This is a genomic window from Amycolatopsis sp. NPDC051106, from assembly GCF_040682775.1.
GTDB lineage: Bacteria > Actinomycetota > Actinomycetes > Mycobacteriales > Pseudonocardiaceae > Amycolatopsis.
Genome location: NZ_JBFBBQ010000103.1, coordinates 1 through 11,802, shown reverse-complemented (window position 1 = coordinate 11,802; position 11,802 = coordinate 1). Strand labels below are relative to the sequence as shown.

Here is an 11,802-nt window from a genome sequence, read left to right as displayed (position 1 = left end):
CGAGCAGTGCCAGGCCTAGCCCGCGGGCGGTCCGCGGTGGGGTCAGCGCTTTCCGGGTGGCGGTGTCCCCGGGCGTCACTGCACGAGTGTGCGCCATTCGCCGATCCACTTCTCGCGTCCGGCCTGGACCTGGTCCGCCGTCAGCATCTGCGGCTTCTGCGGCAGCGGCGCCACCTGCGCCCAGCCCGCGGGCAGGTCGACGCCCTGGCGCGCCGGGTAGACGTACATGTTGGCCGCGACGGTCGCCTGGAACTGCTGGGAGAGCAGGAAGTCGACGACCTTGCGCGCGCTCTCGACCTGCTTGCCGTTCGCGAGCACACCCGCGTACTCGACCTGCCGGTAACAGGTGTCGAGCAGCGCCTTGGTGCGCGGCTTGCCGTCGTCGCCGACCTCCGCGGCCGGTGAGGAGGCGTACGAGACGACGATCGGCCGCGGTCCCTTGCCGGACGAGCCGGAGAAGTCCTTGGTGTAGGCCTCTTCCCAGCCGCTGACCACCTTGAGCCCGTTGGCCTTCAGCTTCGTCCAGTAGTCCTTCCAGCCGGCCTCGCCGTACTTCGCGATGGTGCCGAGCAGGAACGCGAGCCCGGGCGAGGCCGTCGCCGGGTCCTCGGCGACCAGCAGGTCCTTGTACTTCGGGTCGGCCAGGTCCTCGTAGGTTTCCGGCGCCGGGATGCCCTTGGTGGTGAAGTAGTTCGTGTCGACGTTGACGCAGACGTCCCCGACGTCGACCGCGGAGAGCCGGTGCTCGGGGTCGACCGCGTAACGCTGCGGCCCGCGATCGGCCTCCGGGCTGGTGTACGGCTCGAAGACGCCCTCCTTGAGCGCGCGCGAAGCGAAGGTCGAGTCGACGCCGTACGCGACGTCGCCGATCGGGTTGGCCTTCGTCAGCACGAGCTTGTTGGTCAGCGAACCGGCGTCGCCCTGCTTGAGCACGGAGACCTTGATGCCCGACTGCTTCTGGAAGGCGTCGAGCACCTCCTGCGGCGCCAGGAAGGAGTCGTGCGTCACGAGGGTGACGGTGGGCGTCTGCTGCGTGCCACCGTCACCGTCCGACAGCGAGCACCCAGCGGCGACGACACTGACGGCGGCGATGGCCGTCGCGGCGCGCACAGCCCTGCTTTTCATCTACCCTCCTGCACTTCACCGGACGAGGAGGGAAAGCCCTCCCTTCGCCGGCATGATCCGGTCAGGTGCGAACGGTCGCGGGTGACCCCGCCTCTCAGCCCGGCTCACCGGACTCCCGTGGCAACCGTGCAGCGTAGTCCAGGACGTTGGACGATGGAGCCATGACGGAAATCTTGAGCGACTCCGAGGCCGACGAACGACTGGGCGCCGGCTGGACGCGTTCCGGAGCGGTGATCTCCCGCGAGGTCGAGCTGGCGAGCTTCCCGCAGGCGATCGAGGTGGTGGACCGCGTCGCGGTGCTGGCCGAGGCGGCTGATCACCACCCCGACATCGACATCCGCTGGCGCACGCTGACGTTCCGGCTCTCGACGCATTCGGCGGGTGGGTTGACGGAGAAGGACTTCTCGCTGGCGGCCGAGATCGACTCGGTGCTCGCCGATCTGTGACCTCGGTAACGCTGAGTGCACCTTTTCGACAGTTTGGCGTCTCTCGGTTACCAGACCTTCGGGAGGGAGACGAGATGACTCAGGCAATCGTGGTCGGTACGGCAGCGTTCGCGACGATGGTCGCGGCAGCGGGCGGTGTGCTGTGGTTCACGGTCCGCTCCCGCCGTCACCCGGACGGCTGAGCGCTGTCGGTGAGTTCGCTCACAGCAGCTAACGAACACCAAGATCAGCGCGCTGAGCAGGCGGAAGCATCGGTTCGGCCCTAGGAAACGCCATGAACAGCACCGCCGCCCTCACGCCCGCCCAGCGCGCCTGGATCAACGCCCTCGCCCCCGCCGTGGTGCTGATCACGATCGCGTTGATGGGCCTCCTCGGCTAGTCGACCCCGTCAACGAGCAGCAGCCGTCGATCGAGCGCCGTCGCCCTGATCTCCAGTGCGGCGGCGTACTCGTCGGAGCGGTACCAGCGCTCGGCGGTGTCGCGATCCGGGAACTCGACGACGACGATCCGCTTGCCCGGCTGGGTTTCCCCTTCGAGCGTGGCCGGGATCGCGCCTCTCGCGAGGTACCGGCCGCCGTGGGCTTCGATCGAAGCCGCGGCGAGCTCGCGGTAGCGCTGCGCCAGGGCTTCGTCGAGGATTTCGACCTCGGAGATCACGTAGGCAGTCACGGCTCCGAGCGTGGCAGAGCGGCTCGCGCCGAGCGTGGTGCTGCCGCTACCCGGCTCAGACGTTGAAGCGGAACTCCACCACGTCGCCGTCGGCCATGACGTAGTCCTTGCCCTCCATGCGGACCTTGCCCGCCGCCCGGGCGGCCGCCATCGAGCCCGCCGCCATCAGGTCTTCGTACGAGACGATCTCCGCCTTGATGAAGCCGCGCTCGAAGTCCGTGTGGATCACGCCCGCCGCCTGGGGGGCCGTCGCGCCCTGGGGGATCGTCCACGCGCGGGACTCCTTCGGGCCCGCCGTCAGGTACGTCTGCAGGCCGAGCGTGTGGAAACCCGCGCGGGCCAGGGAGTACAGGCCCGGCTCCGGCTGGCCGACCGACTCGAGCAGTTCGCGGACCGACTCCTCGTCGTCCAGCTCCAGCAGCTCCGCCTCGACCTTCGCGTCGAGGAACACCGCGTCCGCCGGCGCGACCAGCTTCGTCAGCTCCTCGCGGCGGGCTTCGTCGGTGAGGACACCTTCGTCGGCGTTGAAGACGTACAGGAACGGCTTCGTCGTCAGGAGGCTGTGCTCGCGAAGCAGTTCGAGGTCGACGTCCTTCTGAGCCGAGAAGAGCGTGCGCCCGCTGTCGAGGATCTCCTTCGCCTTCTGCGCGGCCTCGAGCGCGGGCTTCGCTTCCTTCTTGGTCCGCGCTTCCTTCTCCAACCGCCAGACGGCCTTCTCGAGGGTCTGCAGGTCGGCCAGGATCAGCTCGGTGTTGATCGTCTCGATGTCGCTCAGCGGATCGATCCGGCCGTCGACGTGGATCACGTCCGGGTCGTCGAACACGCGGATGACCTGGCAGATCGCGTTGGCCTCACGGATGTTCGCCAGGAACTTGTTGCCCAGCCCGGCACCCTCGGACGCGCCCTTCACGATGCCCGCGATGTCCACGAAGGACACCACGGCCGGGACGATCTTCTCCGACTTGTGCAGCTCGGCCAGCTTGTCCAGCCGCGGGTCCGGCAGCGGCACGACACCGACGTTCGGCTCGATCGTCGCGAACGGGTAGTTCGCGGCGAGCACGTCGTTGCGGGTCAGCGCGTTGAACAGGGTGGACTTGCCGACGTTGGGCAGGCCGACGATACCGAGGGTGAGGCTCACGACCCCGCAGTCTACGTGGCTACCCCGCTCGGGCCCCACGCACCCAACGCCGCGTCGGATTTCCGCCAGCGACCGCGCTGACCTGCTGGCATGCTCGAATCCATGGTCACCGAAACGCTCGCACTCTGGCGCGACGCCGACCGCTGCTACCGCGTGGTCACCGCCCGCGACCCGCGCTTCGACGGCCAGTTCATCATGGCGGTGCGCACCACCGGCATCTACTGCCGGCCGTCCTGCCCGGCCTCGACGCCGAAGGTGCAGAACGTCCGCTTCTTCCCGACGTCGGCGGCCGCGCAGGCCAACGGCTTCCGCGCGTGCCGCCGCTGCCTGCCCGACGCCGTGCCGGGTTCGCCGGACTGGAACGTGCGCGCCGACCTCGCCGCGCGGGCGATGCGCCTGATTTCCGACGGGACCGTGGAGCGCGAAGGCGTCCCGGGCCTGGCGCGACGGCTCGGCTACTCGGAACGCCAGCTCGGCCGGGTGCTGACCGCCGAACTGGGTGCCGGTCCGCTCGCGCTGGCCCGGGCACACCGCGCGCACTCGGCCCGGCTGCTGATCGAGATGTCCGGGCTGCCGCTGACGGACGTCGCGTTCGCGGCGGGCTTCTCCAGCGTCCGGCAGTTCAACGAGACGATCCGCGAGGTGTTCGCGACGACGCCGTCGCAGCTTCGCGCCTTCGCCGCTTCGCGACGTCGACGTCAGGGCGACGTGGGTGGGACGCGCCTCAGCCTGCGGCTGCCGTTCAGGCCGCCCTTCGACGCTGTCGGGCTGCTTCGCTTCTTCGCGGCTCACGCGGTTGAAGGCGTCGAGAAGGTGACTTCGACGTCCTACGCACGGACGTTGCGGCTCGCGCACGGCACCGGCGTCGTCCGGCTGACGCCGGAGCCGGACCACGTGCGCTGCGAGTTGCTGCTGACCGACCTGCGCGACCTCGGCAGCGCGGTCAGCCGGGTGCGCCGGCTGCTCGACCTCGACGCCGACCCGGCGGCGGTCACCCGGGTCCTCGGCGCCGATCCGGCGCTGGCGCCGGTCGTGACGGCCGTGCCCGGGATCCGGGTCCCGGGCGCCGTCGACGGCGAAGAGCTGGTGGTTCGGGCCCTGCTCGGCGAGCGGGTCCCGGCTTCGCTCGGCGAAGAGGTGCCGGGCGAGTGGGGCGTGACGCGGCTCTTCCCGGCCGCGGTCATGATCGCGACGGCCATGCCCGAGCACGCGGGAATCGTCGCCCTGGCCGAAGGGCGCCTGGACGTGCACGTCGGGCGTGACGCGGCGGAGCTGCGCGCCGAGCTACTCGCGTGCCCCGGTATCGACAGCGCCGCCGCGGACTACGTCGTGATGCGCGTGCTCGGCGCACCGGACATCCTCCTGGCAACGGACACCGCCGCTCTGCGTGGCGCCGAAGCACTGGGCATCTCGCCGGATTCGCTGCCGGAGCGAGCCCGGGAGTGGACGCCGTGGTGCTCGTACGCCGGGATGTACCTCCGGCGCGCCGCCTGACGCGGCGTCAGCCCTGCTCGCCGTGCCACACCAGGGCCTGCGCGACAATCACCCGGGCACCGTCGAACGTCGCGGCGGGCGAGCCGTGCAGGCGGTAGCCCAGATCGAGCGCCTCGCTGACGCGGTGGCAGAACTTCGCGTCGTCCGGGCCGGTGAGCAGGCGGTAGCGGGGCAGGTCGTCCGGCGGCTGGTCCGTCATGACCTCATCTTGTCCGAACCGTCAACCGGCGCGCACCTCCACGGTCGAGCCGGTGCGGGACTTTCGGACCCGCAGCCGCGTCGGGATGCGCTGCCGCAGCTCCTCGACGTGGGACACCAGCCCGACCACCCGGCCGCCCGCGCGGAGCTCGTCGAGGATGTTCATCACGACGTCGAGGGTCTCGGCGTCCAGCGTGCCGAAACCCTCGTCGACGAACAGCGTGTCCAGCAGCGCGCCGCCGGTCTCCCCGGCGACGACGTCGGCGAGCCCCAGCGCCAGGGCCAGCGACGCGAGGAACGACTCGCCGCCGGACAGCGTCTTCGCCGGGCGGATGGTGCCCGAGTAGTCGTCGAGCACGTCGATGCCGAGCCCGCCGCGGGTGCCGCGCGCGCCGGCCGCGTCCGAGTGCACGAACGAGTACCGCCCCTGGCTCATCGTCCGGAGCCGGTGGGTGGCGGCGACCGCCACTTCTTCGAGCCGCGCCGCGAGTACGTACGAGCGCAGCGACATCTTCCGGCTGTTCTGCCCCCGCCCGTTGACGACGTCCGCGAGCGCGCGCAGCTCGGCGTACGCCGCTTCGGCCGGTGCGAGGCCGGCGAGGGCCTTGCCCAGCAGGCCCGCCAGCCGGGTCAGCTCCTCGTGCTGCGCGGTCGCCACCCGCATCGTCGCGTACGCCGAGTCGGCACGCGCCCGCGCCAGCTGAGCCGCGTCGGCCGCCCGGCCGACGTCCGCGACGTCGTCCGGCGAGATCCCGAACAGGTCCGGCTCCGACAGCAGCGCCCGGGCCCCCGCCGCGGCGGCCTCGGCGTCGGCGATGCCCTGCTCCAGCTTCTCGATCTGCTCGTCCGGCAGCATCGCGGCGCGCGCCTTCTTCAGCGACGTGAACCCCTTCGCCTTGACCGCCGCCTCGACCAGCGCGCGTTGCTGGGCGACGCGCTCGCGGGCGCCCGCGACGGCCGTCCGGGCCTCGGAGACCCGTTCGAGAGCTTCGGCCAGCCCGACCAGGTGCTTCCGCCGGGCGCCGACGTCCGCGAACTCGCCGCGCCCGGCGACGAGCCGGCGTTCGCGCTCGGCCAGTCGTTCTTCCAAGGCGCGGACGTCAGTCGTGGCTTCGGTCGCGGCCTGTTCGGCCTGCCGTCGACGTTCGGTCCGCCGCTCGAGGTCGCGTTCCAGGAGGACGACCTGCTCGCCGAGCTTCGCCTTCCCGGCCGCCTGCTGCGTCAGCGAAGCGACCGACGCGCGGGCTTCGGCCAGCTCGGCCGTGATCGACTCGGCCGTGCGCTCGCCCAGCCGCTCCAGCAAGCCGGCCAGCCGCGCCTTCGCCTCTTCGAGCGCGACGACGACCCGCTGCCGCACCGCGTCGGCCGCCTGCTCGGCCTCCTCGGCGGCGCGTTCCTCGGCGGGGTCGACGAGTTCGACGTTCCGGTTCGCCGGTGCCGGGTGCTCGGCGGACCCGCAGACGGGGCAGGGGGCGCCGTCCGGCAGCGCGGCGGCCAGTTCGGCCGCCATCCCGTCGAGCCGCCGCTCGCGCAGGTCGAGCCGGTGCTGCCGGGCCGCCTGGTGCGTGTCGACGACCTCGCGCAGCTTCGCCTCGCCGCGCCCGACCTTCGCCCGGGCCTCGGGCAGCTCCGCCGCGTCACGCGCGAAGGCCCTCAGCTCGTCCACCCGGGCGCGCGCCCCGTCGAGCTTCGCCTCGGCTTCGGCCGCTTCGACGGCGTCCGCCCGCAGTTTCGCCAGCTGGCCGGGGATGGCGGCCAGCTCGGCGGTCAGCTCTTCGACCTGCTGCCCGGCCGTGACGGCGGCCAGCTTCCGGTCGTCCCGCCGCATGATGTCGAGCTGCTGCTGCTCGGCCTCGGCGACGAGCTCCGCGACCGCGCCGGCCTCTTCCCGTGCTGCGGCCGCCCGCGCCTTGAGGTCGCCGGTCGTCCGGGTGCCGAACTCCCGCAACTCCGCGCCGCGCGCCTTCTCCACCTGCTCGGCTTCGGCCAGCTCCGCCGCGCGCCTGTCCAGCAGGTCGGCTTCCACGGCGACCCCGGCGGCCCGCCGCGCGGCCGCGACTTCCCGGGCCCACTCGGCGCGTTGCGGCGCCTGTTCGGTGATCTCGACGAGCCGCAGGTGCGCGGTGCGGACCCGGCGGATCTTCTCCGCACCGGCTCGCTCCTCCTGCAGGTAGCCGTCCGCGCGCTGAGCCGCCGCGCGTGTGCGTTCCTCCTCGGCCGTGGCCTGCCCGGCGCGTTCGGCGGACGCCGCCAGCACGGTGGCGACCCACTCGGCGACGCCGGTCTCGGGCGGGTCCTGCTGTGCCTCCTGCGCGTAGCGCGCCAACAGCTCGCGCACTTTTCCTTGCTGCTGCTCGAGTTCGCGGCCGCGAACTGTGCGCAGGTCGGCGAACCAGCGTTCGACGTCGGCGAAGCGCTCGGTGCCGAAGAGCCGTTCGAGCAGCTTCTCGCGCTCGGCGGTGTCCGAACGCAGGAACCGGGCGAACTCGCCCTGCGGCAGCAGCACCACCTGGAAGAACTGGGCCGCGGTCATCCCGAGCAGCCGCTCGACGGTGCGCGCGACCTCCTCGATGCGGATCAGGCCCTCCGGCGGGAGCCCGGCCGGCGCGGTGCCGACCCAGCTCAGCGACACCCTCGCCTGCTGGGTGGTCGTGCCTTCGCCGCGCCGCTTCGGCCGCTGGTACTCCGGGTTGCGGACGATCTTGAGCCGGTGGCCCTGCACGGTGAGCTCGAGCGCGACTTCGGTGACCTGATCGGGTTCGGCCAGGTCGCAGCGCAGCCGCTTGGCCTCGTTGCGGGCGCCGGGAACCACGCCGAACAACGCGAACGCGATCGCGTCGAGCAGCGTGGTCTTGCCCGCGCCGGTTTCGCCGTGCAGGAGGAAGAGGCCGTCGGCGCCGAGCACGTCGAAGTCGACCACTTCGCGTGCGCAGTACGGCCCGAAGGCTTCGACCTCCAGCCTGTGCAGCCTCATTTCGCGAGGGCCTCCCGGTCGGCCGCTTCCAGGGCCAGGAACAGGAGCTGCTCTTCGCTTTCGGTGGGCGCGGCGCCGCGGCAGTCGTCGAGGAAGCTGCGCGAGATCTCGATGTCCGACCGGCCGCGGACGGCGTCGGAGTACCGCAGCGGGGCGCCGCTGTAGCCGCCTTCGGGCTCCCACTCCAGGTGCACCGCGTGCGTGAACCGCTCGCGCAGGCGCCGCATCGCGTCCACCGGTCGGACCGGGTCGGTGACCGTGACCGACAGGAAGTGCTCGAGGAACTCGTCGTGCGCCGGCTCCGCGAGCAGGTCTTCGAGCCGGCCGCGAAGGGTGGCCAGCGGCCGCGGCACCGGTAGTTCGTGGCGGCGGACTTCGGTGAGCCCACTCGCGTCCAGTTCGACCAGCCAGACGGATTTGCGTTGCCGCGCCTCGGAAAACGAGTACGCCAGCGGGCTGCCGGAGTACCGCAGGTGCTCGGCGAGCGTCTGCGGGCCGTGGAGGTGGCCGAGGGCGACGTAGTCGACGCCGTCGAAGACCGAGCCGGGCACCTGCTCGACGCCGCCGACCGCGATCGTGCGCTCCGATTCGGTCGGCTCGCCGCCGGTGACGAACGCGTGCGCCAGCACGACGGACCGGGTGCCCGGCCGGGTTCCGAGGTCCGCGCGGATCCGCCGCATGGCCTCGGTGAGCACGCCGGTGTGGCCGCGCGCCTCCGGCACGCCCAGCGCGTGGCGCGCCGGTTCCGGTTCCAGGTAAGGGATTCCGTAGACGGCGACCGGGCCGTGGCCGTCGTCCAGGAGCACCGGTTCGGCCAGCCCGCCGACGGTGGTGCGCAGGTGCAGCCCGCCCGCCGCGGCGAACTCCGCGAAGGCACCGAGCCGCGGTGCGGAGTCGTGGTTCCCGGGCGTGACGACCAGTTGCGCGCCGGCGGCGCGGATCCGCGCGACCGCCGCGGTGGCCACCCGGACGGCCTCGGCCGACGGCACCGCGCGGTCGTAGATGTCGCCTGCCACCAGGACGGCGTCGATCGCCTCGCCGGTCACGAGGTCGGCGAGGTGCCCGAGCACCGCTTCCTGTTCCGCGAGCAGATCGGCGCCGTGGAACGTGCGGCCGATGTGCCAGTCGGAGGTGTGCAGGAATCTCACGGTGGCCAAGGTACGACCCGGCCCCGACGAAAAGGCGAAGGCTCGCCGTCTCCTCACTCGAACGTGTGTACTAACACGAGAGTGCCGGTGCGGACACGCCCTGCGTGGATTCGATTTGTTCGCAGGTCAGCTACCCAGAGCGACGGATCGGGTGCGGTTTTTGTCGGTGGGGTCCGCCATGATGTCTGCGCGGTCGGATCCAGGCGGCCGAATGGGAGGAGGCGAAGTGGCGACAGTGCTGACCACCGCGGCGATCGTGCTCGCGGTCCTGCTGCTGTTCGCCGTCGCGGTGCTGTGGCGGCTCTACAACGACGGGATGCGCCGGGCGGACGCGGCGGCCCGGCAGGTGGCGGCCGAGCGGGCGAAGTCGGACCAGCAGCAGCTGGCGCTGCGCCGCTACGAGGTCGCGTTCGCCTCGATCAGCGGCCGCGGCGAACTGGGCGAGCAGGTGCTGGTGGAGACAGCGCGGGCGCTCGGGCTGCGCGAGAACCTGCACTTCACCCTGCAGACGGACGTGGGCGGCGGCGGCTCGGCGAAACCGGACATGGTGCTGCGGGTGGGCGGCGACCGCACGGTGCCGGTCGACGCGAAGGCGAGCATGGCGATCTGGGCCGAGGCGGTGGAGACCGACGACCCGGCCGAGCGGATCGACGCGTTGCGGGCGCACGTCCGGCAGGTCCGTTCCCGGGCGGCCGAGCTGGCGGGCAAGGGCTATCAGCGCTGGGCCGACGCGATCTACGGAACGATCATGTTCATCCCCTCGGACGCCGCCGTGGTCGCGGCCCTGGACACCGACCCGGAGCTGCTGCGCTGGCTCATCGACCGGCGGGTGTTCCTGTGCGGGCCGACCGGGTTCGGGGTACTGGCCTCGGCGGCCCTGTTCGCGGCGAGCGACCGCACCCTGGAGGCCGACGTCGAGCAGGTCCGAGCCGGAGCGGCGGCCGCCCACCGAGCGGCGGGCGGCGCGGTGGACGCACTGAACCTGTCGAGCACGCACCTCCAACGGTTCCTGTCGGCGCGACGCCGGGAGCTGGAGGCACTGGAGACGTTCCGGGCAACGGTGGCGCCGCTGACGGACGCGGCGGGCAGCCCGGCGCAGGTTCCCCAGGTCCGGAAGGGAGACGAACTGGCGGCAAGCTGAGTGCGCCGGCGTGGGACTGCGGGTGGGAGGTTGACCCGCGGCGAAGGGCGGCCCGGCCGCAAGGAGCAATCCGGCTGCAACGGGTGGTCCGGCGTTGAGGCGTAGTCCGATCGGCAGGGTGGGTCCGGTCAGAAGGGGCGGTCCGTCGGCTCGCGGATCGGCTCCCGGCTGCGACGGCGACCGCCCACCGACGAGCCGTGAACCGACCTGGTCACAATCGCGGGCCTCCAGGACCGGCTGCGGTCGATGCGTCCGCCGGATCCGGGCCCTCTGCCAGCCGTTCCGCCGAACCGGCTCCACAACTCCCCGGCAAGCCCGCGACCTGCGACGACTCGCGCACCCCCGCCACGGAAAGGAGACAAACCGGAACCGGCGGCAAAGGACTGGACCACATCACAGCAGCACCCGGCGGGCCACTCGGGTCACGCCGCCGGGTGGCGATACACCCACGTCGGCGGCGGTGCTGGCAAGATCTTCACAACCACGAGATACGGTGTTGTGCTGTGACCGCGATTCGCGATCGCCAGAGCGATCCAGATGCCGACGACGTCCCCGTACCGTGGGACGAGCGTCCTGTCGTCGGTTCGAGGCGCGGGCTTCCGTGGTGGGCGGCGGTGCTGGTCGGCTTCGGCCTGGCGATCGTGGGCGCCCTCATCGGCAAGCCGACCCAGGGCAGCATCCCGCTGATCTTCACGGTCTGCTACATCGGCGGGGCCGTCATCGCGGTCTGCGCGGTGCGGCGCCGGGGCCTGTTCGGGCCGATGGTGATGCCGCCGCTCGTGCTGGCCGTGACCGTGCCCGGCGTGATCCTGCTGACCTCGGGGTCCCAGGGCGACGACATGCTGTCCAAGGCCCTGAACATCGGCACCCCGCTGATCAACGGCTTCCCGACCATGGCGATCACCACCGGCATCACGCTGCTGATCGGGTTCGTCCGCATGTACCGCGAACGCGACCCGGATGCCCCGAAGAAGGGCAAAGCGGCCACCCGCCGCCCCGCGGACGAGGACGACGAGAAGCCGTCGACGCGCGCTGCGTCGACGTCGGCCGGGGGCCGTCCGCGGCCGCCCGGGTCGAACCGCACCGGCCAGACCCCGCTGCCCCAGGGCGCCCGTCGCGGCCGGGACGGCGAACCGCCCCGTCGCCCGCGCCCGCCCGCGGACGGCGAACGCCGAACCCCGCGCACCGGCGCCCCGGCCGAACGCGAACGCGACCGCGGCGCACGCAAGCCACCACCAGCCGGCCGCCGCACACCGCCCCCGGCGGAGAGCGACCCCCGCCGACGCAGCGGCGACGCCCCACGCCGACGCCCGCGCCCGCCCGCGGAAGACGGCCGCGACACACCCCCGCCCCGCCGCCCGTCCGGCGGGCGAGGTGCCCCACCGCGCCGGAACCGTCCTTGGGACGAAGAAGAGCGCTGACGACCACCGGAATGGGGGGGGCAGTATCGGGGGGGGGGGGGGCGTTGC

The 11,802-nt window shown here is 72.3% G+C and carries 10 protein-coding genes and 1 riboswitch; of the genes, 4 read left to right on the top strand and 6 right to left on the bottom strand.

Annotated features, from left to right (window positions below):
• Nucleotides 1-75: 75 nt before the first annotated feature.
• Nucleotides 76-1,125 (bottom strand): thiamine ABC transporter substrate-binding protein, encoded by a 1,050-nt coding sequence (locus tag AB0M83_RS41855; protein ID WP_364526317.1) that lies wholly within the window; start codon nt 1,123-1,125, stop codon nt 76-78.
• A gap of 21 nt (nt 1,126-1,146) precedes the next feature.
• Nucleotides 1,147-1,254, bottom strand: a riboswitch (TPP riboswitch).
• Between the two features lie 32 nt (nt 1,255-1,286).
• Here AB0M83_RS41855 and AB0M83_RS41850 point away from each other — a divergent pair.
• Nucleotides 1,287-1,571, top strand: coding sequence for a 4a-hydroxytetrahydrobiopterin dehydratase (locus AB0M83_RS41850; RefSeq protein WP_364526315.1), 285 nt, complete (start codon nt 1,287-1,289; stop codon nt 1,569-1,571).
• A gap of 375 nt (nt 1,572-1,946) precedes the next feature.
• Here the strand turns inward: AB0M83_RS41850 and AB0M83_RS41845 are convergent, their stop codons facing one another.
• Nucleotides 1,947-2,240 carry a DUF1330 domain-containing protein gene (locus AB0M83_RS41845; RefSeq protein WP_364526313.1) on the bottom strand — a complete coding sequence of 98 codons (294 nt, stop codon included), beginning with the start codon at nt 2,238-2,240 and terminating at the stop codon, nt 1,947-1,949.
• A gap of 55 nt (nt 2,241-2,295) precedes the next feature.
• Complete coding sequence (ychF, locus tag AB0M83_RS41840; RefSeq protein WP_364526311.1) at nt 2,296-3,378, bottom strand: redox-regulated ATPase YchF; 1,083 nt, start codon at nt 3,376-3,378, stop codon at nt 2,296-2,298.
• Nucleotides 3,379-3,480: 102 nt separating this feature from the next.
• Here ychF and AB0M83_RS41835 point away from each other — a divergent pair, with 102 nt between their 5' ends.
• Nucleotides 3,481-4,872: an AlkA N-terminal domain-containing protein gene (locus tag AB0M83_RS41835; protein ID WP_364526309.1), complete on the top strand. Its 1,392-nt coding sequence runs from the start codon at nt 3,481-3,483 to the stop codon at nt 4,870-4,872.
• 7 nt (nt 4,873-4,879) lie between these two features.
• Here the strand turns inward: AB0M83_RS41835 and AB0M83_RS41830 are convergent, their stop codons facing one another.
• Genes AB0M83_RS41830 through AB0M83_RS41820 form a run of 3 tightly spaced genes read right to left on the bottom strand, consistent with a single transcriptional unit; the run spans nt 4,880 to nt 9,192 of the window.
• On the bottom strand, nt 4,880-5,071 hold the full coding sequence (locus AB0M83_RS41830) for a DUF1737 domain-containing protein (RefSeq protein WP_364526307.1): 192 nt from the start codon (nt 5,069-5,071) through the stop codon (nt 4,880-4,882).
• A 21-nt stretch (nt 5,072-5,092) separates the two neighbouring features.
• The gene (locus tag AB0M83_RS41825) at nt 5,093-8,044 is read right to left on the bottom strand and encodes an SMC family ATPase (RefSeq protein ID WP_364526305.1); all 2,952 of its coding nucleotides are present in this window, start codon (nt 8,042-8,044) and stop codon (nt 5,093-5,095) included.
• Nucleotides 8,041-9,192 carry an exonuclease SbcCD subunit D C-terminal domain-containing protein gene (locus AB0M83_RS41820; RefSeq protein WP_364526303.1) on the bottom strand — a complete coding sequence of 384 codons (1,152 nt, stop codon included), beginning with the start codon at nt 9,190-9,192 and terminating at the stop codon, nt 8,041-8,043. Before AB0M83_RS41820 ends, AB0M83_RS41825 begins: the two co-directional genes overlap by 4 nt.
• Before the next feature lie 211 nt (nt 9,193-9,403).
• Here AB0M83_RS41820 and AB0M83_RS41815 point away from each other — a divergent pair, with 211 nt between their 5' ends.
• On the top strand, nt 9,404-10,333 hold the full coding sequence (locus tag AB0M83_RS41815; protein WP_364526301.1) for a DNA recombination protein RmuC: 930 nt from the start codon (nt 9,404-9,406) through the stop codon (nt 10,331-10,333).
• Between the two features lie 503 nt (nt 10,334-10,836).
• The gene (locus tag AB0M83_RS41810; protein WP_364526299.1) at nt 10,837-11,754 is read left to right on the top strand and encodes a DUF6542 domain-containing protein; all 918 of its coding nucleotides are present in this window, start codon (nt 10,837-10,839) and stop codon (nt 11,752-11,754) included.
• Nucleotides 11,755-11,802 lie beyond the last annotated feature (48 nt).

Bases quoted from the DNA above. Each gene is read 5' to 3' on its own strand.
- AB0M83_RS41855 (WP_364526317.1), bottom strand. From the start codon at position 1,125: ATGAAAAGCAGGGCTGTGCGCGCCGCGACGGCCATCGCCGCCGTCAGT.
- AB0M83_RS41825 (WP_364526305.1), bottom strand. From the start codon at position 8,044: ATGAGGCTGCACAGGCTGGAGGTCGAAGCCTTCGGGCCGTACTGCGCA.
- AB0M83_RS41815 (WP_364526301.1), top strand. From the start codon at position 9,404: ATGGGAGGAGGCGAAGTGGCGACAGTGCTGACCACCGCGGCGATCGTG.
- AB0M83_RS41835 (WP_364526309.1), top strand. From the start codon at position 3,481: ATGGTCACCGAAACGCTCGCACTCTGGCGCGACGCCGACCGCTGCTAC.
- AB0M83_RS41830 (WP_364526307.1), bottom strand. From the start codon at position 5,071: ATGACGGACCAGCCGCCGGACGACCTGCCCCGCTACCGCCTGCTCACC.
- AB0M83_RS41850 (WP_364526315.1), top strand. From the start codon at position 1,287: ATGACGGAAATCTTGAGCGACTCCGAGGCCGACGAACGACTGGGCGCC.